23 protein-coding genes and 2 pseudogenes are annotated in these 25,364 nt (G+C 41.3%); 6 read left to right on the forward strand and 19 right to left on the reverse strand.

The annotated features are described in order from the left end of the window. Window positions 1–121 precede the first annotated feature (121 nt). On the reverse strand, window positions 122–1,330 hold the full coding sequence (locus tag ACWIUJ_RS07055) for a tetrahydrodipicolinate N-succinyltransferase N-terminal domain-containing protein (protein WP_454150512.1): 1,209 nt from the start codon (window positions 1,328–1,330) through the stop codon (window positions 122–124). 208 nt (window positions 1,331–1,538) lie between these two features. On the opposite strand from ACWIUJ_RS07055, the gene ACWIUJ_RS07060 reads away from it, so the two are divergent. After that, on the forward strand, window positions 1,539–2,039 hold the full coding sequence (locus ACWIUJ_RS07060) for a flavodoxin (protein WP_454150513.1): 501 nt from the start codon (window positions 1,539–1,541) through the stop codon (window positions 2,037–2,039). A 64-nt stretch (window positions 2,040–2,103) separates the two neighbouring features. Here the strand turns inward: ACWIUJ_RS07060 and ACWIUJ_RS07065 are convergent, their stop codons facing one another. The 4 genes and pseudogenes from ACWIUJ_RS07065 to ACWIUJ_RS07080 form a co-directional block, all read right to left on the reverse strand. Then, on the reverse strand, window positions 2,104–5,226 hold the full coding sequence (locus ACWIUJ_RS07065) for an efflux RND transporter permease subunit (RefSeq protein WP_454169924.1): 3,123 nt from the start codon (window positions 5,224–5,226) through the stop codon (window positions 2,104–2,106). A 166-nt stretch (window positions 5,227–5,392) separates the two neighbouring features. Further along, window positions 5,393–6,808 carry a methyl-accepting chemotaxis protein gene (locus ACWIUJ_RS07070; protein ID WP_454170036.1) on the reverse strand — a complete coding sequence of 472 codons (1,416 nt, stop codon included), beginning with the start codon at window positions 6,806–6,808 and terminating at the stop codon, window positions 5,393–5,395. Window positions 6,809–6,811: 3 nt separating this feature from the next. Next, window positions 6,812–7,396 (reverse strand): annotated as a pseudogene (locus ACWIUJ_RS07075) (PDC sensor domain-containing protein); the annotation flags it as partial. Window positions 7,397–7,525: 129 nt separating this feature from the next. Next, window positions 7,526–8,113 carry an NAD(P)H-dependent oxidoreductase gene (locus tag ACWIUJ_RS07080; protein ID WP_454152010.1) on the reverse strand — a complete coding sequence of 196 codons (588 nt, stop codon included), beginning with the start codon at window positions 8,111–8,113 and terminating at the stop codon, window positions 7,526–7,528. 157 nt (window positions 8,114–8,270) lie between these two features. On the opposite strand from ACWIUJ_RS07080, the gene ACWIUJ_RS07085 reads away from it, so the two are divergent. The 5 genes and pseudogenes from ACWIUJ_RS07085 to groL all read left to right on the forward strand — a co-directional run bounded on the left by ACWIUJ_RS07085 (window position 8,271) and on the right by groL (window position 12,646). Next, window positions 8,271–9,554 (forward strand): NTP/NDP exchange transporter, encoded by a 1,284-nt coding sequence (locus tag ACWIUJ_RS07085; protein WP_454169926.1) that lies wholly within the window; start codon window positions 8,271–8,273, stop codon window positions 9,552–9,554. A gap of 59 nt (window positions 9,555–9,613) precedes the next feature. Continuing rightward, complete coding sequence (locus ACWIUJ_RS07090; protein ID WP_454169928.1) at window positions 9,614–10,225, forward strand: nitroreductase family protein; 612 nt, start codon at window positions 9,614–9,616, stop codon at window positions 10,223–10,225. 100 nt (window positions 10,226–10,325) lie between these two features. Then, on the forward strand, window positions 10,326–10,493 hold the full coding sequence (locus ACWIUJ_RS07095; protein WP_454169930.1) for a hypothetical protein: 168 nt from the start codon (window positions 10,326–10,328) through the stop codon (window positions 10,491–10,493). A 224-nt stretch (window positions 10,494–10,717) separates the two neighbouring features. Next, window positions 10,718–10,984, forward strand: a pseudogene (groES, locus tag ACWIUJ_RS07100) (co-chaperone GroES); the annotation flags it as partial. A 27-nt stretch (window positions 10,985–11,011) separates the two neighbouring features. After that, on the forward strand, window positions 11,012–12,646 hold the full coding sequence (groL, locus tag ACWIUJ_RS07105) for a chaperonin GroEL (protein ID WP_454150521.1): 1,635 nt from the start codon (window positions 11,012–11,014) through the stop codon (window positions 12,644–12,646). Window positions 12,647–12,740: 94 nt separating this feature from the next. On the opposite strand, the gene ACWIUJ_RS07110 is transcribed toward groL, so the two are convergent. From ACWIUJ_RS07110 to hemL, 14 genes are all read right to left on the reverse strand, one after another. Continuing rightward, window positions 12,741–12,995: an outer membrane beta-barrel protein gene (locus ACWIUJ_RS07110; RefSeq protein ID WP_454170038.1), complete on the reverse strand. Its 255-nt coding sequence runs from the start codon at window positions 12,993–12,995 to the stop codon at window positions 12,741–12,743. Between the two features lie 69 nt (window positions 12,996–13,064). Then, on the reverse strand, window positions 13,065–13,331 hold the full coding sequence (locus tag ACWIUJ_RS07115) for a hypothetical protein (RefSeq protein ID WP_454169932.1): 267 nt from the start codon (window positions 13,329–13,331) through the stop codon (window positions 13,065–13,067). A 296-nt stretch (window positions 13,332–13,627) separates the two neighbouring features. Further along, window positions 13,628–14,254, reverse strand: coding sequence for an outer membrane protein (locus ACWIUJ_RS07120; protein WP_454150525.1), 627 nt, complete (start codon window positions 14,252–14,254; stop codon window positions 13,628–13,630). A 282-nt stretch (window positions 14,255–14,536) separates the two neighbouring features. Then, entirely contained in the window at window positions 14,537–15,502 is a 966-nt protein-coding gene (gene hemB, locus ACWIUJ_RS07125; RefSeq protein ID WP_454169934.1) for a porphobilinogen synthase, read from the reverse strand. A 10-nt stretch (window positions 15,503–15,512) separates the two neighbouring features. After that, window positions 15,513–16,805 carry an ArsS family sensor histidine kinase gene (locus tag ACWIUJ_RS07130; RefSeq protein WP_454150529.1) on the reverse strand — a complete coding sequence of 431 codons (1,293 nt, stop codon included), beginning with the start codon at window positions 16,803–16,805 and terminating at the stop codon, window positions 15,513–15,515. 93 nt (window positions 16,806–16,898) lie between these two features. Then, window positions 16,899–17,501, reverse strand: coding sequence for an energy transducer TonB (locus ACWIUJ_RS07135; protein WP_454169936.1), 603 nt, complete (start codon window positions 17,499–17,501; stop codon window positions 16,899–16,901). Beyond that, window positions 17,494–18,279 carry an ABC transporter ATP-binding protein gene (locus tag ACWIUJ_RS07140; protein ID WP_454169938.1) on the reverse strand — a complete coding sequence of 262 codons (786 nt, stop codon included), beginning with the start codon at window positions 18,277–18,279 and terminating at the stop codon, window positions 17,494–17,496. Before ACWIUJ_RS07140 ends, ACWIUJ_RS07135 begins: the two co-directional genes overlap by 8 nt. A gap of 10 nt (window positions 18,280–18,289) precedes the next feature. After that, window positions 18,290–19,348 carry a FecCD family ABC transporter permease gene (locus ACWIUJ_RS07145; protein ID WP_454169940.1) on the reverse strand — a complete coding sequence of 353 codons (1,059 nt, stop codon included), beginning with the start codon at window positions 19,346–19,348 and terminating at the stop codon, window positions 18,290–18,292. A gap of 8 nt (window positions 19,349–19,356) precedes the next feature. After that, window positions 19,357–20,115, reverse strand: coding sequence for a class I SAM-dependent methyltransferase (locus ACWIUJ_RS07150; protein ID WP_454150537.1), 759 nt, complete (start codon window positions 20,113–20,115; stop codon window positions 19,357–19,359). A gap of 8 nt (window positions 20,116–20,123) precedes the next feature. Continuing rightward, window positions 20,124–21,185 (reverse strand): ABC transporter substrate-binding protein, encoded by a 1,062-nt coding sequence (locus tag ACWIUJ_RS07155; protein ID WP_454169942.1) that lies wholly within the window; start codon window positions 21,183–21,185, stop codon window positions 20,124–20,126. 124 nt (window positions 21,186–21,309) lie between these two features. Further along, on the reverse strand, window positions 21,310–23,187 hold the full coding sequence (locus tag ACWIUJ_RS07160; protein ID WP_454169944.1) for a menaquinone biosynthesis decarboxylase: 1,878 nt from the start codon (window positions 23,185–23,187) through the stop codon (window positions 21,310–21,312). Further along, window positions 23,188–23,658: a hypothetical protein gene (locus tag ACWIUJ_RS07165; protein WP_454150543.1), complete on the reverse strand. Its 471-nt coding sequence runs from the start codon at window positions 23,656–23,658 to the stop codon at window positions 23,188–23,190. Then, the gene (locus ACWIUJ_RS07170; RefSeq protein WP_454150545.1) at window positions 23,648–24,007 is read right to left on the reverse strand and encodes an AtpZ/AtpI family protein; all 360 of its coding nucleotides are present in this window, start codon (window positions 24,005–24,007) and stop codon (window positions 23,648–23,650) included. Before ACWIUJ_RS07170 ends, ACWIUJ_RS07165 begins: the two co-directional genes overlap by 11 nt. A 2-nt stretch (window positions 24,008–24,009) precedes the next feature. After that, the gene (hemL, locus tag ACWIUJ_RS07175) at window positions 24,010–25,317 is read right to left on the reverse strand and encodes a glutamate-1-semialdehyde 2,1-aminomutase (RefSeq protein WP_454169946.1); all 1,308 of its coding nucleotides are present in this window, start codon (window positions 25,315–25,317) and stop codon (window positions 24,010–24,012) included. Window positions 25,318–25,364: the final 47 nt, after the last annotated feature.

A 25,364-nucleotide genomic window follows, 5' to 3' on the forward strand; every position in this document is an offset into this window, starting at 1 on the left:
AATTGTTTTAATTCTTTAAATATAAAATTTAGGTATTGTAGCTAAAAAACGGGGGGGGGGGGGGTAAAAATTGGAAATTTTAGGTGCAATTTAGGCAAATAGGCTTTGTGTAGCCTATTTGTTAATGTAAGTCTTTGTTGAGTTCAATTTGACGATTTGAGCGAAATGCAATCATTCGCCCACTTTTAGAATCTTGGCGGAAGTGTAAGCCGTTTTTGCCACTTAGCTCACGCCCTTTGTAGAGCCCATTTGGATTGATACTAAAGTCTTCATTTATTTGTGCGATTTTCTCTGCCTCTGCTTTGTCGATTTCAAACACCGTGCCAGCAAGCACGGCGATACCGCCATCGACTATGCAGCCATCGCCTAGACTTATGCCTGTGGAGCTATTTACGCCTAGCAGGCAGTTTTTGCCAATGCTAATGGGCGCACTATTTCCCCCGCTAAGCACGCCTAGTATGCTCGCGCCACCGCCTACATCGCTTCCCTCGCCTACGATGACACTAGAGCTGATTCTCCCCTCATTCATACACGCACCAAGCGCACCTGCGTTAAAATTCACATAGCTAGCTCCGGGCATTTGCGTGTATCCACCGCTTCCTAGATACGCACCAAAGCGCGTTTTAGCAGAATCTAGCAAGCGGATATTGTCATATTGTGGGACTACTTGCATAAGATAGCGCGGGAATTTATCCACAAAATCGATATGTGGGAACTTACCACGCATTTTAAGTGTGATTTCATTTTGGCGTAAATACGCTAATTCATAGGGCTTATTGCCACTCCAAGCGACATTGCTAAGAAGCCCAAAGATTCCATTAAGATTAAGCGAGCGCAGAGGGGCTTTGCCAAGTGAGAGGGCAAGGAGCTTCATATACGCACTCTCCACACTTGCACACTCTTCATCGGCATACAGCACACAGAATCTGTATTTCGCTTCGCCATTTTTGGTGGTGAGTTTGTTTTTAACCAATGCCTTTTGGAGCTCCAAAAGCACTTGGATATTTTTATGGGTGCTTATATCGCTTAGAGCTTCGCTTAAAAATGGCACATAGAGCTCTAATGCCTTTTTGATAAAGGCTTCATTCACGCCATATACCGCTTCACTCTCATTTTGAGAAATGAGGCAATCCCCAACCTTAGCCGCGCTTAAAAGCACCGCAAAACTCCCTAGATTCTCACCTTGCCAATTGAGTACAGGATAAGTGGCATTGAGCACTTTGCCTGCTTCTATCTTGCCAATATCTACCCGTGCAATGCCAAAGCCAAGTGGCGCACGATAGCTAGAATCTTTTTGAAATTTATCTACAAATACTTTAAAATCTTGCATAGTTTTCCTTTAATTAAAATTCTATATTGCGTTGGAGAATTGGGATTGTAACAAAAATTGCATAATCTTTGTGTGAATTTTGGTGTGATTATTGCAAATGTTAAAAAATTTTTATACAATCCCAAACATTAAGTAGAGCGTTTAAAGATTCTATCTTAAAATGACTTCTATCTTAAAATCATAATTTTACACTTCAAAGGAGTTAGCAATGAGTTCAGTTGGAATCTTTTATGGGAGCGATGGCGGAAATACACAAGGTGTAGCGGACAAAGTAGCAAAGGCACTAGGTGGCGATGTGAAGCTCTTTGATGTAGCAAAGGCGCAAAAAGAGGATTTGCTAGGACTTAGCAACCTTATCCTAGCGACACCAACTTATGGTGCTGGCGATTTGCAAGATGATTGGGACGGCTTTTTAGGGCTTTTTGGCGATGATGATTTCGCGGGCAAAACAATCGCGCTTGTTGGCTTGGGCGACCAAGATACTTATAGCGACACTTTTTGTGATGGCGTTTTTCACATTTATGAAAAAGTAAGCAAAAAGGGCAAAATCATCGGGCAAACTTCAAAAGATGGTTATGACTTTGATGAGAGTCGAGCGGTAGTCGATGGCAAGTTTGTAGGGCTTGCGATTGATGAAGATAATCAAGGCGACCTCACTGATGAGCGCATACAAAATTGGGTGAATGCTATTAAAGGACAATTCGCCTAAATCTCTACAAATCTAATACAATTTAGAGAATCTAATGCAAGAGATTCTCTAATCCTCCCTTATTTCATCTCATTTTTTCTTTGATTTTTGCGTGCAAAAGTTCCCCAAAACGCGCTAAGTAGCTATAAAATAATGGCACGAAAAACACCGCGACAAATGTCGCTGCGAGCATTCCGCCGATTACTCCCGTGCCGATAGAATGCCGTGATAGTGCGCCCGCGCCACTAGAGAGTGCCAAAGGCAACACGCCTAAGCTAAAGCATAGCGAAGTCATCACAATGGGGCGAAAGCGCAATTTTGTCGCGCTAATAGCAGAATCAATAATGCTTAATCCCTCTTTCTCGCGCAAATGCGTGGCAAATTCCACGATTAGTATCGCATTTTTAGCACTCAATGCAATCAAAACAAGCAAGCCCACTTGGAAATATATGTCATTATCTAGCCCGCGCAAAAATGTCGCCAAAATCGCGCCAAATACACCAAAAGGCACGGCACTTAGCACCGCTAGGGGCATTAGCCATTTTTCATACTGCGCGACAAGAATCAAAAACACAAATATAAGTCCAAAGATAAACGCCACACTGCCACTGCTAGAGCTCGCCATCTCTTGGTAGCTTGAGCCCGCATAGGCTATGTCATATTCAGGTGGCAAAACTTCGCTTGCAACTTCTTCTAGGGCTTTCATCGCTTCCCCGCTAGAATACCCCATATTTAAAAATCCCTGAATCTGCGCTGCGGGGAAAAGATTAAAGCGATTGATGATTTCAGCCCCCACGATGCGCTTAAAAGAGATAAGCGAGCTAAGCGGGATTAAATTATTATCGCGCGATTTTACATAGATTTTGCTTAAATCCTCTGGCGAAGTGCGGTAGCTAGAATCTGCTTGCATCATCACGCGAAAAGTCCTATCAAAGGCTTCAAAATTATTGACATAATAGCTTCCAAAAGTCATTTGCATTGTGGAAAACACATCATTGATATTGACATTGAGCGCACTTGTGGCTTCTCTATTGAGCTCTACTTCGTATTGAGGCGTATCCACCGCAAAGCTCGTAAAAATCCTGCTAAATTCTGCCCTCGCACTTGCTTTGGCGATGATTTCATCGACATATCGCTTGAGTTCTTGTGCTGAGCCTCCGCCCCTGCTTTGTATGTAGGCATTTACCCCGCTAGAATCAAGCCCGATAATCGTGGGGGCTTGCCCGATGATAAACCTCGCATTTGGGTAGGCATCAAGCTCTTTTTGCACATCGCGGATTATTGCTTTATCGCTTTGTCCCTTTCCTTTGCGCTCACTCCAATCAATAAGCCTCTCAAATGCGATTCCGCCGTTGTTTTTAAAGCTCCCTGCCAAAAAGCTAAAGCCTGAAATCGTAGTTTGCTCGGCGATTAGCGGATTTTGCTGCATTGTGCGTATGAGGTGTTTTTGCGTTTCAATAGTGCGAGAGAGTGCGCTCCCCTCTGGCAAAAGCGTATGCACCGTTATGATTCCCATATCTTCGTTTGGCACAAGCGAAGTTGGCGTGTTTTTAAATAATCCAAATGTCGTTAGCACAATCACACCAAAGAGACACAGCATTAGCAAGCCTCTTTTAAGCGCACGAGCAAGCGAAATCGAGAATTTAAAGGTAAGTTTTTCAAAAAAGAGATTAAAGATTCTAATAGGCTTAATGGGCTTAGTATGCCCGCCTTTAAGAAATAGCGCGCAAAGTGCGGGCGTGAGTGTGAGTGCGACAAAGCCTGAAATCACCACTGAAACGACAATGGTAATGGCAAATTGGCGATAAAACTCCCCGCTAAAGCCACTCATAAAGGTTACAGGTAAAAACACCGCGCTTAGCACAAGCACGATGGCAACTACGGGTCCTGTAATCTCGCGCATAGATTCTATGGTGGCTTCTTTCGCGCCTAAGTGCTTTTGGTGCATTATGCGTTCGACATTTTCAATGACGATAATCGCGTCATCGACTACGATTCCGATGGCTAAAATAAGCCCAAAAAGCGTTAAAAGATTTATGCTAAATCCAAAGGCATACAGCCCCGCAAAAGTGCCGATGATAGACACAGGGATAGCAATCACAGGGATAATAGTCGCCCTAATATTGCCCAAAAACACATAAATCACAAGCACGACAAGCACGATAGCTTCGATAAAAGTCTTTATCACTTCATTTATGCTTGCGGTGATAAATTCTGTGGGACGATATGGGTTTGAGTAGCTCATACCATCGGGGAATTTTTGGCTTAAGAGTGCCATTGTTGCATTGACATTATCCGCGACTTCTAGCATATTTGCCCCGGGCTGAAGCGTGATACGAATCGGCACGCTAGGTGTGTCGTTATAATAATTATCCGTGAGATAATCTCGCGCCCCTAGCTCCACACGCGCCACATCGCGCAGTCGCAACGCCGAGCCATCAGAATTTGCACGGATAATGATTCTCTCAAACTCCTCTGGCGTGGATAAAAGCCCTTTGGTGATAATGCTATAAGTAAATTCTGCTTTTTTCACAGGCTCTTTGCCAAAATGTCCGGGCGCAAATTGCGCGTTTTGCTCTTGGACTTTGCTTAGCACTTCTAAGGGTGAAAGGTTGTATTGTTGGAGTTTATCTGGCTCTAGCCATATCCTCATCGCATAATCTTGCAAACTCCATAGCTCCACGCCTCCCACGCCTTGTATGCGCTTGAGCTCATCGATGACATTGAGCAAAGCATAGTTTGCGATAAAAAGCTGGTCGTGCACGGGATTGTTAGAGTAGAGATGATACATTCCAATAGGCGCGGTGGAGCGTCTCTCCACCGTTACGCCTAGTCGTTGCACTTCGCTAGGGAGCTGTGATAAAACGGCTTGCACGCGGTTATTGACATTGACAAGTGCTATGTCTGGGTTTGCGTCATTGCTAAAATACACGCTTATGCTAAGCTGTCCTGCCGAACTAGAGCTAGAACTCATATAAATCATATCTTCCACGCCATTTACGCTACTCTCAATGATACTCGCTACGCTCGTGGAGAGCGTTTTGGCACTTGCACCGGGATAATTTGCATTGATAGTGATTTGGGTGGGGACGACTTTTGGGTATTGCTCTATGGGGAGTGAGCGCATACAAAGCAACCCTGCGATGATGATAATGATAGCCCCCACGGTAGAGAACGCGGGGCGGTTTATGAAAAATTTGGAAAACATTTGTGTGGATTCTCCTTGCTTGGTTTTAAAATTTAAATAGATTTACGCTGTGTCTTGGTGCTTAACGCAAAATTTGCAACACACAAAATCTAAAAATGCAATTATAAAACCTGATAGCAACTCTAAGTCAAGGGGGAGAAGTGAAATTTATATGATAATCTTTGGGTTAGAATTTCTTTTTGCGCACATCGCTCAAAATCTCTGCAGCAATTCCATCAATGGCGTTGCTGACATTTTGTGAGTTATTGGCAATTTGGACATTTTTTAGCGTAATTGCTTCTAATTGCCCGATAGATTCGTTGATTTGTGTGATTCCTGCTGCCTCCTCCTTGATAGATTCAGAGACATCATTGATACTTTGCACGAGCAAATTGACATTTGCTTCGATTTCGCTCAATGATTTGGCGGTTTTTTCTGCGAGTTTTCGCACTTCATCAGCCACTACGGCAAATCCTCGCCCGTGCTCGCCCGCTCGTGCAGCTTCAATCGCAGCATTAAGTGCGAGCAAGTTTGTCTGGTCGGCAATGTCTCTAATCATTCCTATAATGTTTTTAATGTCCTCTGCTTGGCTTGTAACCTGATTTGTTCTATCGGTTACATTTTGCATAGAAGCCGTAATTTGCTCAATGGCACTTGCAGATTTTTGAATACTTGCTGATTGCGAGTTTGTGCCTTCTGTGAGGTTGTTAATCGCATCTTTTAGTTCTTTGCTCTTAGATTCTAAGGCATTTGCAGAATCTAGCGAGGCTTGAAGCATTTTTCTAATTTCAGCACCTAGCGTATTTGTTACACTCTCTACGCGTCCTTTTGCATCCTCTAGTTGTGCTGTAAAATCAAGGCTAGTATAAGAGTCAAAGACACTTTCAATGGTGTTGGTGTTTTTGCCAATTTTTGATTGCAAAATTTCTAGCATAGTGTTAAGCACATCTTTGAGCTCTGCAAGTTTTGGGTGTGCTGGGGTGGCTTGAATGCGTGCGGTAAAATTCCCATTTTCTACTTCTTTTGCAGTTTGTGCAGCTTGGCTAATCGCTAGGCTATCTTGCTCTAAAGATTGCTTTGTCTTTTTGATATTATCATTGATAGCCATAGCAATCGTGCCAAATTCATCTTTAGAGGTAATATTAAGCATTTGGGTTTGTGTTTTTTCGTGGTTGAGGTAGGCAAAAAATGCCAAAATTGCATTTGAAATGTGATTGAGGGGCGAGAGCAAATAATTGATAACAAGATAAAGGATAAATCCAGCGACAACAGCAAAGCCAAGTCCGAGTAAAAACTGCAAGATTCCTAATTGTGTAATGGGGTCGTGAGTGTTTGCGAGAGGATTCATACTACAAAGTGTGTAGAGCGCAAATTGCGTATCTTTGGAGGTCTTGCATTGTGCAAGTTGCACCACTCCGTTATGCTCGATAGTAAAATCCTCAAAATCCGCAGTAGAATCTGAAATTTTGCGAATTTGTTGAAAAAACGGGTCTTCTTTAAAAATCAACTCGTGGTTACTTGCGGCAAATGGGATATTATTTTCACCCATAATGAAAATATCAGCATTGTTTTTGGCCGCAAAATCATCAAAGTGCTCTTGCATCGAAGAGAGCGGTATATCCACCCCAGCGACAAAAACAAGCGCATTATCTTGGAATATTGGATACACATAAGAGACTACGGGGATATTTAACCCCACATCAATATAGACATCTGTTTGAAACAACCCCTTTTTCTCTACCGCTCCAATATACCAAGGGCGTGTGGTTACATTAAAATCTACATTCCATTCCCCACCGATAATACCAAAGTCTTTGTATGGTTGATTCTCAAAAATAGTGTTTGTAACGATTTCACCACTAGGCAAACCAATATAGCTCGCCGATGTCCTTGAGGCTTCTTGGTGGAGTTTAAAGATTGGTCCTGTGGTGTGAATCACATCGTTTTTGGAGTGCAGTTTGGAGGAGGGGATTTGCTCTAAGATAGTTACAAGCGATTGTATGGAGGCTTTAGAATCTTTGTTGATTTGCTCAATAAGCATATCCACGACACGCAATTCATTCGCCTGTGCTTGTATAGCAGATTGCAGGGCATTGGTTTTATTCATTTTCCAAGTGATAATGCTCACCGCAAACATACTGCAAACGGTGATAGCACTAGCAATGAGTGCAACCTTTGTTTTGACTTGCATTGGCTTCCTTGCAACGAGATTGAATCCATATTCAAACAAAAGTCTTATTGTAGTATTTTTTTTTTACAAAAAACAATACAAAAGAATAATTTTTTACGAGTTACTATTGTGATACAAATTTTATATTGCTTACCTAAAATTCTCTCGTATATGCGCTATTAGCTTGCGTTCCCATTCCTCAAAATTTGGGTTTTTATGCACATCATTTGCCATAAAGCTCGGCAAAAAGCGACTAAATCCCAAAAATTCAAAAATCTTATAAGTGTGCATAAATAGCTCATCTACACCGCGCCCATCAAAAAACTCTCCCACTTCGTTAAACGCATACAGCGGGGCATTCCAAGAAGTGCTTAACATCATCGCCTTACCAGCACACAGCCCACCACTGCCATAGCGTTTGTTTCTATCATTTTTGCTACGCCCATCACTGCTATACAAAATCCCAGCAGCCTCAGGTCCTATGGCTTCATCAAAATATTTTTTCACAATCCACGGCTCACCCATCCACCAGCCCGGGAATTGCAAAATCACGCAATCCGCCCATTTCCATTTTGCCACTTCACTTTTTGGCTCATAGCCTTGCGCTATATGCGTGATTTGCACTTCTATGCCGAGATTTTTTAGCTCACTTTGCATTATCGCACAAAACGCTTCATTTAACTTGCCTTTAGATTCTCCATATTCCATACCGCCATTTAGAATCAAAGCCTTTTGAATTTTGTTATTAAAGTCGTGTTTCATTGTGATTCTCCTTGAAAGTCTTTTTTTGTATTTTGCAGAGTATAGCATTTTTGGTAAAACCAAGTTGGCAATTTTGCCGTTGCTGCTATTGGTAAAAACAATATACAATCGCATTAAAATTTAAAGGATTGCAATGAAAAAACTACAAATACTCTACAAACTCTTTAGCCTAAAACAAGGCGAATTTAAGATTCTCTCTCTATCATTTGTTTTTATTTTTGTGATTTTTAGCTCTTATTCGTTGCTTCGCCCCATTCGCGATGCGTTGGGGCTTACAGGTGGTGTGTCGAATCTAAAATGGCTCTTTTTAGGGACATTTGGTGCGTGTATAGTTGCTTCACTCGCGCTTATGTGGCTATCTACGCGGGTTAAACGGCGATTTTATATCGACTTTGTGTTGGTATTTTTTGGGCTCAATTTGCTTATCTTTTATGGTGCGATGAAGGGAATCGCCCCTAAATCAAGCGAATATGTGTGGCTTTGTCGGGTGTTTTATGTGTGGGTGAGTGTGTTTAATCTCTTTGCGTTTTCTAGCGCGTGGAGCTTGCTAAGTGATATTTTTAGCAAGGAAGCAAGTCAAAGGCTCTTTGGCATAATCGCTGCTGGAGCGAGTCTAGGCAGTATCGCTGGCTCTGCAAGTGTGAAGTTTTTAATCGACTACATTGGCGTTAATAACCTTATCTTTGTCTCAATGTTGCTTTTAGGATTTGCGTTAATGCTAAAATATGCGATGATTGCCGAACTCAAACGCTTTGAGAGTGCTGAATCTCTGGCGCGATTTGACAAAACAATCGGCGCGAAAAATCCCTTTGTCGGATTCTCACTTATCATCAAATCACGCTATTTGCTGGCACTTTGTGCCTTTGTCTTGCTACTTACAAGCGTATCAACCTTTCTTTATATGGAGCAAGGGCGAATCATAAGTGGGCTTTTTCCCACGCGTGAGGCGCAAATCGCCGCCTTTGCAAATATCGATTTAATCGTGCAGAGCCTCTCACTCTTTATCCAAATCTTTTTAACCGCCAAAATCGCGCAGTTTTTTAGGCTTACCACAATGCTAGGCGCACTTGGATTTATCGTAGGGCTAGGCTTTGTAGTCCTTGCATTCACTCACCCTGCGTTTTTGCCATTTATCATCGTAATGTGTGTGCGCAGAGTGGGCGAATACGCCCTAGTCAAACCCGCAAGGGAAATGCTCTTTGTCCCGCTAAGCAGCGATGAGAAATACAAAGTCAAAAATTTCATAGATACGGTGGTCTATCGTGGTGGAGACGCGCTCTCTGCGCAAGTGGAGGGGATTTTTGCAAGTTTTGGCATAATGGTGGTGCTCCTTGTAGGCGCGGTGATTAGCTTTGTGTGGGGGACTTTGGGAGTGTTTTTGGGCAAAAAATACCACAAACTAGAAAGCCCATCTTAAAAATTTACGAAGTTTTGTTAGCATTGCTTCTTTAAAAATTTTGATTTTAAGGAGCAAAAATGACTTTTGAAGAATCCTTGCAAGCGCGACACGCGTGCAAAAAATTTAGCGATAAGGAAATCCCAAGTAAAGATTTAGAGGCGATTTTAGAGGCTGGGCGATTAGCACCCAGTGGCTATGGCTTTGAGCCGTGGAAGTTTGTCGTGGTGGGCAAAGAGTATAGCGCAGAGCTAGCAAAAGCCTGCTACTCCCAAGAAAATGTCGCCACTGCAAGCCATAATATTGTGATTTTAGGGCGAATGGATTTGCGTAGCAAAGATGAGTTTGCGCGTAAGCAAGTTCGGCGATTTGCCACAGATGAAGCGCATTTTGAGCAGATTTTGGGAATCTACACAGGCTGGGCAGATGCGTTGAGCGATGAGCAAATCTTTCACTTTAGTCAAACCCAATGCCACCTCCCGCTAATGCAAATGATGAATGCCGCGATATTTAAGGGCATTGATTCGTGCGCGATTGGCGGGTTTGAGCGTGATAAAGTGGAGGCGTTTTTGGGCGTGAAAAAGCCCTTTGGCGTGGCGGTAATCCTCTCACTTGGCTATGGCGCAAATCCACCAAAACACAGCAAAAAGCGACAAAGCAAAGATGAAGTAGTGGAGTTTTTTACAAAATAGCACAACACTATTTAACATTGCCACATTTGCAAACATTAGCCAAATCTTTGTAGTGGCAGTGATAGGGATTTGGCAAGAATTGTAGCGATGTAATTATTGAATGTGGCATTTGCATTCTGTGAATCTAGATTATATTCTCCCTATTTCGCACAGGCAACCCCCGCAATTAAAGAATCTCCTTGCTCCAAATACTATTGATTTTCACAATATCACAAAACACCGCGTTAATTTGTGTTTGCTGGCACAGCTTGATGTCGTGGCAGTTTAAGGCATAACATTTTGTTTAGAGTTTTGTCGTTGCATCGAGCTTGCAAGCGAGAAAATATGGGTTTTATTCCATTACTTACATTTTTATTGTAAATAATATTTAGTCTATTACACTAAATATTATTTATTCATTTACTATAAGATATTGACTTGTTTAACAAAATATTATACAATTTACGCACTTAAGATTTTTAAGTGCTAAATTTTACTAAAAAAGGAGCAAATATGAAATTCAAACCACTTGGAGAGAGAGTTCTTATCCAAAGACAAGAAGAAGATACCAAGACAAGTTCAGGTATCATTATCCCTGATAATGCAAAAGAAAAGCCACTAATGGGCAAAATCAAAGCCATTGGTGATAAGGCAGCTAAGGAATACCCCGCGCTAAAAAATGACCAAACGGTTGTTTTTGAAAAGTATAAGGGCAGTGAGATTAAGCTCGATGGCGTTGAGTTCATCGTCTTAGAATCTAATGATATTTTAGGTATTATCGAATAAATCACAACAAAGGAGAAAACTATGGCAAACAAAGAAATTCATTTCTCAGATTCTGCGAGAAACAAACTTTATGAGGGCATTAAACAATTAAATGATGCTGTGAAGGTAACAATGGGACCACGCGGGCGCAATGTGCTTATCCAAAAGTCTTATGGTGCGCCAAATATCACTAAAGATGGTGTGAGCGTGGCAAAGGAAGTCGAGCTTGCTGACCCTATTATGAATATGGGTGCACAGCTCGTAAAAGAAGTCGCTAGCAAGACTGCTGATGCAGCTGGTGATGGCACGACTACGGCGACCGTGCTCGCTCACGGAATCTTTAAAGAGGGCTTACGCAATATCACCGCTGGTGCAAATCCAATCGAAGTCAAGCGTGGTATGGATAAGGCAGCACAAGCTATCATCGATGAGCTTAAAAAGAGTAGCAAAAAAGTCGGTGGTAAAGATGAAATCGCTCAAGTTGCTACCATTTCTGCAAACTCTGATGAAAAGGTTGGTAATTTAATCGCTGAAGCAATGGATAAAGTCGGCAAAGACGGCGTAATCACCGTTGAGGAAGCAAAGGGAATCAACGATGAACTAACCGTAGTTGAGGGAATGCAGTTTGATAGAGGTTACCTCTCTGCGTATTTTGTAACTAATGCTGATAAAATGATTGCTCAGCTTGAAAATGCCTATGTGCTTTTAACAGACAAAAAAATCTCTAATATGAAAGAGATTCTACCAATCTTAGAGGCGACAATGCAAAGTGGCAAGCCACTTTTGATTATCGCTGAGGACATTGAGGGCGAGGCTTTGACTACTTTAGTAGTAAATAAACTTCGCGGTGTGCTTAATGTCTCTGCGGTTAAAGCACCCGGCTTTGGCGATAGGAGAAAGGCAATGCTCCAAGACATTGCGATTCTCACAGGTGGTGAGGTCATAAGCGAAGAACTTGGCAAAAGTTTAGAGACCGCGAGTTTGCAAGATTTAGGACAAGCAGCGCGCGTTGTCATCGATAAAGACAACACAACCATAGTCGATGGCAAGGGTAGTGCAAAAGCAGTCAAAGACAGAATCGCGCAAATTAAAACCGAGATTGCTAACACCACAAGCGATTATGATAAAGAAAAGCTCCAAGAGCGACTTGCTAAACTTAGCGGTGGTGTGGCAGTCATCAAAGTCGGTGCGCCAAGCGAAGTGGAGATGAAAGAGAAAAAAGATAGAGTAGATGACGCACTTAGTGCGACAAAAGCAGCGGTTGATGAGGGCATTGTCATCGGTGGTGGCGCGGCTCTTATCCACGCGACTAAAAAGGTGAATCTAAAATTAGAGGGCGATGAGCTTATCGGCTATGAAATCATTAAACGCGCGATTAAAGCTCCGCTTGCTCAAATCGCACGAAATGCGGGATTTGATAGTGGCGTGGTGGTCAATGAAGTGCAAAATGCAAAAGACACTATCGGCTTTAATGCGGCTAAGGGCGAGTATGTAGATATGTTTAAAGCTGGGATTATCGACCCGCTTAAAGTCTCTAGAATCGCATTGCAAAATGCAGTCTCTGTCTCAAGCCTGCTTCTCACCACAGAGGCGACAATCAATGAGATAAAAGAAGACAAACCAGCCCCAGCAATGCCTGATATGGGTGGTATGGGAGGAATGGGCGGAATGATGTAGTCCGCCCACAACTCCTAGATTCTCTAACTTTTAAGTCCTAAAGAGAGAATCTCTCTTTAGGCAATCCTTTATCAATCAATCTCTTTACATTTGTTTAAAAACTAAAGACATATCGCGCCACCGCATTGTAAGTATTTTCGTAATCCAATCTCCCCGTTATATCGCCATCGACTATATTATTTGCAAAGAGTGGCATACGCAATGCTATTTCAATGCCGTGATGAGAGGCAATGTTTGTGCGTAATCTCACATTAAGTGCGAAATCAAAGCTATTTTTTTTAAATGTCGTAGCGAGAGCTTTCATTGCAAGGAATGCCTTATTGTGCCACGCGTTGCCACCAAGCCCGATAAATCCACCAAAGCTGACATTTCGGTGCTAAAAATTACCTAATAAATCTCCATTTTACGCCATAGTTAGTTAAACAGATTGTATTCCTTGCTTACTAAAATCATTAAAAGAAACATTGGCATAATATCTTCGTCCAATGTGGAAGTTAAAAAATTGCTTATATCCAGCAAGCAGACCGTATCGTTCCCCTGAGGCTATTTCAGTAACTATACCCTGTTGAGCGATAGTTCTCTGTGCTTTAAAATCACCCCGACTCGCTTCTACTCCTACAAACACGCCACTTTCTCTGCTATTGCTATGTTTGTTTAGAGCAAGGTTTATCATTACTTTATTCATTTTTAATTTCCTTTGAATGTTAATTTTTGCTTAAATTATAAGCACTGCCACACATTTATACCTACCCGCACCCCCCAAAAATAACTTAAAAATGAGGATAAATTTGTGCAAAATTACTTTTTGTAAAATCAAATCAAGACAAAATGATAGTTGTGAATGCAAAAAAGTTCAAAGCAAGAATGTGCGATAGATTGGAGAATCTAGATACTCTTTTTACTATGAATTTTAGGGTATCTAGATTCTTGATTGCTTTTAAAGCAACTTCTAAAATTTAACACTTAAAAAATACACTATCCCTAAAAGCTAAAAATATATCGCGCAGTTACGCTGTAACTGCTCGAAAAATCAACTTTTGAGTCGAGTGCTGCATCAAAAACGGTATTTGCTAAAAATGGCACTCGCGCGGCTATTTCAATGCCGTGATGGGAAAAAAGATTTGTGCGCAAACCTACATTAAGTGCGAAGTCAAACCCTGTGGTGCTCACTTTTAGTCCCAAATCTTTGGCATCGGTGAGAATCTGATTAAACCAAGTGTTTGCACCAAGTCCAATACCAACAAAAGCACCAAAATCAAAATGTTCTGTTGCTATAAAGTTACCCAACAAATCAACATTAGCACCATAGTTAAGGAAGCTAGTGAGCTCTTCGCCACCCGTTCCACCACTTACACCTAAACTTTGTTGGAATGATATATTGGCATAATATCTTAGTCCAATGTGGGGGTTAAAAAATTGCTTATATCCAGCAACCAAACCATATCTCATTGCATCTTCTGTTTGGGTTGCTAATGCTCCTGCAAGCTGTCCTGTGATTCCAATGTCGCCATAGCCAACTTCTGCTCCGACAAACACGCCACTCTCTTCTGCCATTACTCCACTTGCTAAAGCACTAGCCAAAGCAAGGCTCATAATTCCTTTTTTCATCTGCTCTCCTTATGGATTGAATTTCTGCCTGTTTTTTTTTTTACAAACTTTAACAATTAAATTTCACGCTTGGAGCGCAAGTTTAATGTTTAAAGATTCTCAATCAAACAAAACATTGGGAGGAATTCTATCTACCCCCCCCCTTAAATACAGCTTAAAAAATAGAGGAATTTTGCAAAAAAATGCTTCTTTTTACAAAAATACAAAAAATAGCAAACCCCCCTTAAAATTCAAGGGAATTTTTGCGTAAAGCTAGAGGAGCGGAATTGTAAATGTAGCAGTTTAGAGAATCTCAGCGAGCTCTTTGGTGTGATAAGAGATAATTATATCCGCCCCCGCGCGCTTAAAGCCAAGCAAAGTCTCAAGCATAACCTTTTGATAATCAATCACACCCGCTTTTGAAGCGGCTTTTAGCATAGCGTATTCGCCACTGACATTATACACCGCGAGGGGCAAAAGTGTGCGCTCTCTAATATCACGCACAATGTCTAAAAATGCCAAAGCAGGCTTCACCATTAAAATATCCGCCCCCTCTTTTTCATCATTTAAGCTCTCTAGTATGGCTTCTCTGCGGTTTGCTGGGTCTTGTTGATAAGTCTTCCTATCGCCAAAGCTCGGCGTTGAATCTGCCACATCGCGAAATGGACCATAATACGCGCTGGCAAACTTGGTAGAATACGCCATTATTGGGAGATTGACAAAGCCCGCCTTATCAAGTCCATAGCGCAATGCGCCTATGCACCCATCCATCATTCCGCTTGGGGCTATCATATCTGCGCCACTTTGGGCGAGTATTTGAGCTTGCTTGACTAAGATTTCTAGCGTGGCGTCATTATCCACACTTTGAGTTTTTTTATCGATGATTCCACAATGTCCGTGGCTGGTGTATTCACAAAAGCACAAATCCACAGTTACAAACATTTGTGGGAATGTTCGCTTGATTTCTCGCAATGCCACCGCGACAATGCTATTTTCACTTAACGCACTTGAGCCAATAGAATCTTTATGCGAGGGAATGCCAAATAAAATGATATGAAAAATTTTAAGTTTGCAGAGATTCTCTACTTCTTTAAGTAATTCATCGACACTAAGTTGAAACACGCCCGGCATTGATGGAATCTCATTCCTAATGCCTTTGCCCTCTATGACAAAAAGCGGATAAATAAAGTCCTCTAAGCGCAAATGTGTCTCTCGCACGAGATTGCGTGAGTGCTCATTTAGTCGTAATCTGCGAAGTCGTGCAAACATTGTCTCCCCCTTAGAGTATGTGTTTATCAGCAAATGGTTTTTGTGGGTGGTTTTTAAGGTTGCAGAAATTATCCACCACGCAACCTTTAATCATAAAAATATTTTTCCCATCTTCGTGGAAATATTTTAGCGCAAAATTTTGGTTATCAAGTGTGTTTTTAATGATATACATTCCTAATCCAAAACCGCCTTGATGACTCTTTTTAGAATCTTTAAAGTAGGGTTTGAAATATTCAGTGATTTTGTGTTTGAGTGGTGCACCTAGATTCTCAATATAAAGGCAATCATCTTTGGTATAAACACACACCTTGCCATCGGTGGAGTATTTTATCGCATTATCAAGCATATTTTTTGTCGCAAGGCTAAAAAGCTCAAAGTCCGCCTTAATGAGCGCGTAGGGAGATTGTAGAGTGATTGGGCTTTGTGTGTTTGTGTCAATGAGGAGCATTTGTTCGTTATGCTCGATTAAATGTTGGAGTAAAAATTCGCTTTTTTTGATTGTGTGTGCTTTGGAAGTAAGTTGTTCGAGTTTGGCAAATTCGTTAATAAGCTCATTTAGCCGACTAAATACCGAGCATAATCGCTCTTTTTGCGCTTCGCTCTCAAGCATTTCAGCAGCGATTCTTCCTCTTGTAATTGGCGTTTTAAGTTCGTGCATTATAGAGCGCAAAAATAAAAATCGCGCCTCATTAAGGGCTTTAATTTTATTGGAAAATTTGTAAAATTCATTGGCGAGCAAGTCAATTTCATCTTTTGGATTTTTTTTAATGGGGATATAGTCGCTTTGATGTGATGAGAGTGTGGCTATTTGCGCACGCAGTGTGTTAAGCGGGATTAAGGCGCGGAGTAGTAAAATAAAGACAAAGGTCAAAATAATAATCCCTGCAAGCGTGATAAAATACAAACTTTCGTAAGAATGCGTAATGGTGTCTTTGTATAAAATCGCCTCTTCGTGGTTTTCTAATAAAATGTAGATTCCATTGGTTGTCTTACGCATTTTTGCCACCGTGCCAAAGAATCCGGGCGGGAGTTTATCTTCTTCTTGCAGTCGCTCTTTGAGTATGTCCTGCGTTTCTACAAATCCAAGCTCACGCAAGTATCGCTTGACAATATCCGCACCACCGCCAAATGCTCCAATTTGGTTAATGGTTGTAATGATTTGGTTGTATTTTATGTCGCGGAGTTCTTGCTCATCTTCAATTTTATCTTTGATAAAAAAGTAAGAAAATGCAAAAAAAGCAAGCAAGGCAGCGATAAATAAAAAAGTGATTTTAAAAAATATCGAATGCCAAAAGCGATTCATTGTCGTGCCCTTTTAAAATATTTATGCCAAAGATTGTAGCAAAAATGCGTAATGCTTTTTACAAACTTGCATTAACATTTGTGATTCTAACACTTAGCGTTTTATATTATAATTTAGACTTGTGCGTATTATGCGTTCATTTTGTGGTTTGGGAAAATTTCTAGAGGCTTTTTTTAGCGTCTTTAGCGCGTGCTTATCAAGTGTATCAAGCCCACTGCTTTGCGTTATATGCTCATTTATTATATTTCCACTTGTTGTGATAGAAAATTCCACTGCTACCATACCCTTAAGCCCCATTGCTGAGAAATTTGGTGGATATTTATGCTCTTTTAGAATGATGTTTTTAATTTTTAGCGCGTATTCATCATCTTGGGAATGAGAGTTTGCTATTTGCTCTGGGCTTTGTGTGGTTTGTTGTTGTGGGTTTTGTGTAGAATGAGTAAGAGAATCTCGCTCTTTTGTTGTTTCTTGCTTTGGTTTTTGGATTGGTTTGTTGAGCTCTAATTGTTTGTAGTTCTTGTGCGTGGAGGGCTTAGATGCACTTTGAATCTGTGATAAAGCAATGCTAATGGTATGTTCGCTTGGAGTATTTGGGGTGATAATGGAGTGATTGCCTAGCAAAAAATAACAAAACGCTCCCACATAAAGGACAAGTGCAATGCAAAATGCAAGGAGATTGTCGTTGTTTTTAGTCATTGTGAGATTCTTTGTGATTGAATATTTGGCAAAAGTATCGCCCATTATTTGGCAAATCTATGCGCGTAGAGTGTATGTCATAGAGCGCGTTAATGTGAGATTCTCTTAGTGCATTATCCGCATTATCATACACCAAAGTGCGACCTTGTTTTATCATTAACACCTTATGTGCGATGAAGCATTGCTCGGGGTGATGAGAGGTGAGCAAGATAGTTTTTTGCAAGGATTTAATAATCTCAAGCAACTTAAAGGAATAGGATATATCAAGCGCACTCACGGGTTCATCAAGGATAACAATCTCGCTCTCTTGGACAAGCGCGCGTGCGATGAGCCCAAGTTGCCTTTGCCCGCCACTTAGGGTTGTGAAATTATTATAGGCTAAATGTGCTATGCCAAATCGCTCTAAAACTTCTATGGCTTTTTGCTTATCTTGCTTGGAGTAAGAAAAGAGCGGAGCGCGAGCAAATCGCCCCATTATCACTACTTCAAGCAAACTAAATGGCAGACTTGTGTAGTGAATCTGGGGCACATAGGAGAGGAGCTTTGAGCGAGCGAGATTTGAGAGGCGCGCAGATTCTAAGCCATTAAGCAAAATATGCCCACTATAATCAACTATGCCTAAAATTGCTTTAAGCAAAGTGCTTTTGCCCGAGCCATTCGCACCCAAAATACACACAATCTCACCTTTTTGCACGCTAAAGTTTATGGTATGCAAAATGGGTTTTTTTTGCAAACTTACACTAAGATTATCAATGTTTATAATGCTAGATTCTCGCATTGTATCCCTTTTAGACTAAACGCTTTTTAGTGATAAAAAGCACCAATGCAAAAATGGGAATCCCAAAGAGTGCTGATAAAATGCCAATGGGGATTTCTGTGCTGCTTACACTGCGCGCCAAAGTATCACAAAAAAGCAAAAAAAGCCCCCCAAAAAGTGCGCAAAAAATAAGCATAAATCGGTGTGATGCGCCGATTAAAAATCTCGCAATATGTGGCACAACAAGCCCTATCCAGCCAATAAGCCCGCCAAGCGCGACACTACAACTCGCTAAAAGTGTGGCTATCACAATAAAGAGCAATCGCACTCTGCGCACATTCACGCCTAGCGCAGAGGCACTTTCATCATCAAGATTGATAATATCAATATGACGCGAAAAAACCAACGCACAAATAAAACTTAGCACAAATACAACGCTAAGAATGATTAAGGCAGTTTGCTTAATGTGTATGTGCGCTAAAGAACCCATAAGCCAATACACAATATCTGGCAAGGTATTGTATGGGTCGGCAAGAAGCTTTAACACACTCACTCCTGCGCCAAAAAATGCCGAGCTAATCACACCACCCAAAATAAGCATAAGCACACTTTTATATCCATCAAAGACAAAAGAAAGGAGCATTGCCACGCACATTGCCAAGAATCCAAAAACAAAACATAAAAGCTCAATGCCCACCATACTAAAGCCTAAAACCATTCCAAGTGCCGCACCAAAACTCGCGCCATTAAGCACGCCTAAGATTCCGGGTGAGACAAGAGGATTCCCAATCACGCCTTGATAGAGCGCACCAGAGAGCGCGAGTGCTGCACCAATAATGATAGCACCAAGAATGCGTGGCAGGCGAATAGAATGTATCACATAGCTTTCTTTTGTAGTGTCTTGGGGAGAATCTATGCTAAATAATAGCTCAAACACACGCTCATTTGCAATCTCATAATTTCCTAAAGTAAGCGCGTATATGCTTAGAGCACACAAAAGCACGCATACAACAATAATGGAGAAAATTTTTATGCGAATGCCTGTGTCTTTTTGCGTCTGTGTATTTTTAGGATTCCATATCTTTGGCATCGCGTGCCTTAGATGTGAGAATCTTTAGCGATATATGCGATGCCAATTTCGCGTTTATGCGTATAGGATACTTCGCCATTTTGTGCGTGAGAGCGCACATATTCTGCGATGAGTTTTTCGTTTGGCACGCCATTATGCACGCGCACATTAAATATCATATCCTCAATGGCTTTTTCAACGCTACTTGTATGTAGGAAGCTCGATTCCATAAATTTATGCGGTGGAATCTTGTAGCCAAGCTCATCAAGCCATTGCAACACTTCTGGCAATCCTGTGGGAAGCTCAAGCTCTAAATTATGCTTTTGTAAAATTGCACTCGCAAATGGAGATTCCCTATATCGTCCCCAACCCACATAGCAAAAACACTCTTTACACATTTCTAAGGCTTTTTTGAACCCTTGTTTGTTATTCATCGCTGGAGTCATCGAAGCAAAGGCAATGTCAAAACTTTTTGTGGGTGTGAAATCCTCCCATTTCGCGCAAATGGTATGAATGTTATCACCACCAAGCTCACTTGCATCTTCTTGTAAAAATTTTAGCATTTCCTCCGCGCAATCTACACCCGTGATTTCTTTTGCTTCAGTATAGAGTGCAAGGCTAAATCGCCCATTCCCGCAACCAATGTCAATGATATGCTTATTTGTGAAATCCGCGCCATTTGCTCGAAAAAAATCTAAAATCTCAAGTGTATCTTTGGCTGGAGTTTTGAAGCGCGGATAATTTCGTGCTTTCATATTCCACACATCGGCTATATGTTTGTTTTGCATTTTTCCTCCTATTGTCCTCTTGCTTTGTATCGTTCGCCGTGCCCGAAGATTCTCTCATAGTTTGCGCTATCAAGGGGTTGCAAAAATTGCTCAAAAAAGTCAAAAATAAGAGAATCTATTTCCTTTTGGCTTAATAATTCAGGATGCACGCGAGAAAACGCCCAAGGCACACCAAGAATCTGCATTATGCTAGGTGGCTTCATTAGCCAATTACTTGGCGTTGAGGGGGCGTAATAGACCTTTTTTTCTCGCACAGCGCGTAAGTTCTGCCAATCTTGTGTTGGATTTTGTAATATATCTTGGTAAAGTCCAATTTCGCGCACAAAGATAATGTCTGGGTCTTTTTTGAGTAAAAACTCAAAGTTTATGCTTGAGATATGCTCCATTTTGCCTAACTCTTCGCAAGAGAGGACATTAACCCCGCCTATTTGAGAGACTAAATCACTTGGTTCATTTTTGCCACATTGGCTTTGTAAGCCATCAACTCCTTGTGCGAGATAGACTTTAGGACGATGAGTGATTTTAGCGCGCAAGGCATTGAGGGTTTTTTCACTCGATTCTATAAACGCTATAAGCGCGTCTGCTTTCTCTTTAATATTTAACGCTTCTCCTATGGCTCGTATGCTTTGGGGATATTTGGTGCTATCAAATGCGGGGATTTTAATAGTTTTTATCCCCGCGCTTTCATAGGCTTGTATAACTTCATCTTGTGTAGATTCTAAGAAAAACACAATATCGGGTTGCAGGGCGAGTATTTTTTCATAGCTTGTCCCCTTGCCACCAGCGTGCATTCCTAATATGGGTAGTTGTGCCACGCCTTTAGGCATAAGCGTAATGTCTTCAGGGTAGGGCTCATAATTTAGTCCAATAAGTCCTTGTGGATAAAGCAACTCAAGCATTACGGTAATGGGTGGTGCAACCCCAAAGATTTTAAGTGTTTTTTCTTGTTCGCTAGATTGCTCGCTTTGTTGCGTTTCTTGTGGCGTTTGCTCATCTTTATCCCCACACGCACTAAAGCCCACAACCAAAAGCATACTAAAAAGTGCGCCATAGAGCCATTTAGCATTCATATCTACTCCTTTTAAGCTGATAGATTCTCTCTATCATTGGTGAATGGTAGCATTTTCTCTATAAAATTTTACTTAATATATAAAAAATTATAGTATTTTTACAATATTTTGGCGTTTTACTTTGTTAATGGTGTTTAAATCCCGTGATTTGATAATAGCGCAAAAAGTCATCATCTCCATCTTGCAATAATCCTTTTTGCCTTAGACCATCGATGATAGATTGCGTGCAGTCCGTTTCTTTGGGCCACTCTCGCTCATAGCCATCAGCCTTGCTTTTATCGCTCGCATCGATAAAAACCACACCACTCTCCACCCAAATATCGCGTTTAGCATCAATGTTATTTGTAATACGCCAAGTTAGCATATATGGATTGCTTAAATCATTTTTGTGCCAATCAAGCACAAAAACAATCTTTAGATTCTTTGCAAGTTCGCCTAATGGAGTGCTTTGGAAAAGTGATTTGAGACTTTTGTCCTTTTTTTGCACGCCTAGTATGCAGATAGGATTGCGCGTATCGGTGAAATATTGCTCTAATGAATGGACAAATGGGAATCTTTGGCGCAAACATTGCAGTAAATCATCATTAGAGCGCAGGATAAAATTCGTATCTTGTGCCTTTTCCTCACCTAATGCCTGCACGCCAAGTTTGCCACCAAAGGCAAAATTTGGGCTTGAATGGTCGAGTGCATCACAGATTCCCTCGCTAATAAGCAAGGAATCCAAACCAAATCTATTAAGCACATAGCGAGCAAGAGCCTCATAATCTCGCAAATTAGGCGCGTCTTCATCGACAAAAATCGCGTGTTTGACAAAGCTCATTTGTCCAACTCCCCAAAATGCGTGCATAAGCTGCATAGCGTGTGCTGGGTATTGTGGGGCGATGCGCGCAAAGATAAGGTTATGAAACACGCCACACTCTGGCATAGAGTAATCAAGCAATCCGTGTGCGGTTTTTTGAAGTAGGGGCAGAAAGACACGCTCGGTTAAATATCCCATATATTTGTCTTCTAGTGGTGGTTTCCCCACCACAGTGGCAGGATAGATAGGATTTTTTTTCATTGTGATAGCACTTACTTCAAGCACAGGATATGGTTCTATGGGTGTGTAAAATCCTGTATGGTCGCCAAATGGTCCCTCTTCGCGCATATTATTGGGATTTACCCAGCCCTCAATGACAATATCTGTGTCATAAGGCACGCAAATATCGTTAGTAAGGCATTTAACCACGCGAGCATTTTTCTCACGGATAAAACCATAAAGCAATAACTCATAGATTCCTATGGGTAGCGGGGCTTGCCCGCACCAGATATACAGTGGGTCGCCACCAAGCGCAATACTTACAGGCATTTTTTGATTTGCCTTTTTATAGTCGTTAAAAAAATGATTAGAATCTTTGTGAATTTGCCAATGCAAGCCAAGATGAGATTTATCATACACTTGCAAGCGATACATTCCTAGATTTTTTTTCTCTCCATCTAAAGAGTGCGTATAGACTTGCCCCATCGTGATAAACGGCCCTCCGTCATTTTCCCAAGTGGTTAAGATAGGGAGTTCATAGAGGTTTATTTCTTGTTGTCTTACTTCTTGGCAAGGCGCAGTGCCTTTGTGAATTTTGGGAAAAATATGGCGCAAGGCATAGAGCTCTTTGAGTTTTAGGAGTTTGGCTAAAAGCGTTTTTGGCGGGCTGGCGTTAAGCAGAGATTCTATGTGTTTGGCAATGATGTCTGGTTGTTTTTGGATAAGGAGGTTTAGCCTTTTGTGTGAGCCAAAGATATTCATAAGCACAGGGATTGTAAATTTTTTGTTGGTTTTTGTGTCGATAGGGTGAGTGAAAAGCAGTGCTTTAGAATCTTTTTTCTTTACTTCAATGTATGCAAGATGTGGGATTTCAAGGTATATATCAAGTGGTTTGTCAATGATTTTTAGTTCATTATGGTCGCGTAAAAATTCTATAAGTTTTTGCGTGTTGCCAAAGTCTTTGAAATCATTTGCCTGCTTCATTTAGGCGACCTTTATCATTATCACTGCGCCAAGCAATGTCGCTACAAGTCCGCTTCCAATGCCAAAAAGCAGTGCTTGAGGTTGCATTAAATGCACCTCAATAAGTGCTAAGATTCCTATGATTAGCACGATGTAGCTAAGCATTCGTAGAAATGAAAGGCTTAATCTCGTGCCAACAATAAAGCGCGAAGAGAAGGGAATCTTTTGCTTGTTTTGTTCTTCTTGCGTATCATTAGATTCTTCATCGACACAATCTTTTGTTGTGTTTGTATCGATATTTTGCGTTTGGAGCTGTTGGGATTTGATTTGACGCAAGATTCCGATAAAAGAACTCCCACAAACCACACTAAAAGCAACAAAACCAAACCCAAAACTACAAAGAGAATCTCTCCCAAAAAACGCACAAACAAATGTGCCACAAATGCCAATGCCAAACCACATTGCGATACATACATTGCGTTTATTTGTCATAAGGACCCTCATCATCTTCATCATCAATGTGTTTGTTATGTGCATTGTATGCGTAGCGCGGATTATCTGCTAGACTATCGAGCTCTCTTTTATGTCGTTTATATGCCTTATATACATTTAAAATCGCTGCTGCTATGCCCCAAAAAATCCCAAGCCATAGCAACCAACCAATATCGGTGAGTTTTTTTAACAACCACCCAAGCCCGAACCCAAGCAACACGGCTACCACCATAGAAATCCCAAGACTTAAATCATACGCCCCTTCTACGACCTTAGCAAGGCGAGGTTGTGATTCACAATCTTTAGCATTTGTGTTTTCTTGTGATGGGTTTGTGCGATTGTTTGGCATATTTACACTCCTTGAGCGATTTCTAAAAAGCTCTCTCTTGCGGCATTTATGCTAAAGTGTATTTCATCTTCTCCCATTGCCGTGCAGATAAATCCTGTTTCAAATTGCGAACAAGCCAAATACACACCTTTTTTAAGCATTTTTTGATGAAAGAGCGCGAAAGTTTTTGTATCGCTTTGTTTTGCGTCATCAAAGTTTTTTACAGGATTTTGATTGAAGAAAAATCCAAACATTGAACCACGAACGCACACTTGCAATGGGATTTTAGCCTCTTTTGCGCCATTTTGGAATCCACAAGTAAGTTTGTTGGCGAGATTCTCAAGGTTTTTATAAATGTTTGGATTGCGTTTGAGTTTCATAAGTGATGTGAGTCCTGCGCTTACAGCGATTGGATTCCCGCTGAGCGTGCCTGCTTGATACACCGCTCCCACAGGCGATAAGAGTTTCATAATCTCATCTCTACCACAAAACGCAGCGAGAGGCATTCCCCCGCCAATGACTTTACCAAAAGTCGCCATATCAGGCAACACATCACAAAACTCTAAACTCCCACGCAAGCTAGCACGAAATCCACTCATCACTTCATCAAAGATAAGCACCGCACCAAATTCATCACAAAGATTTCGCAATGCACTTAAAAAATCCCTATCCGCAGGCACAAGTCCCATATTTCCAGCGATTGGTTCGATGATGACGCACCCCACACCACTACTATTGTTTTGACTTATCTCAAAGCATTGTCTTACAGAATCTATATCATTATAACGCGCTACTAAAGTGTGTTTGCTTATGTCGCTTGGCACACCGGGCGAGCTTGGATTCCCAAAAGTGGCACAGCCACTCCCCGCACTCACAAGCAAACTATCGCTATGCCCGTGATAGCAACCATCAAATTTGATAATATCATCTTTTTTGCTGTATGCTCTTGCTACTCGAATGGCACTCATTGTCGCCTCTGTGCCAGAGCTTACAAGGCGCACTTTATCAATACCATCATAAATGCTTATGATTTGCTTTGCCAAAGCGGTTTCAATCTGTGTGGGTGCGCCAAAACTAAGCCCATTTTTGGTCGCTTCTAATACGCTTGATTGTATATCATCATCACAATGCCCAAAAATAAGCGGTCCCCAACTTTGCACAAAATCAATATATTTGTTGCCATCTTCATCATAAATATACGCCCCTTGCCCTTTTTTAATAAATGGTGGCACACCACCGACAGAATTAAACGCTCTCACAGGTGAATTTACACCACCTATAATGACTTGTTTTGCCTCGTTAAAATCATTGATACTTTGGACTAGATTCATATATTCCCCTCCAACATTAAAGTTTTTAGCATTATAATTTGGCTTGG

The sequence above is a fragment of the Helicobacter sp. 23-1046 genome (genome assembly GCF_053654635.1).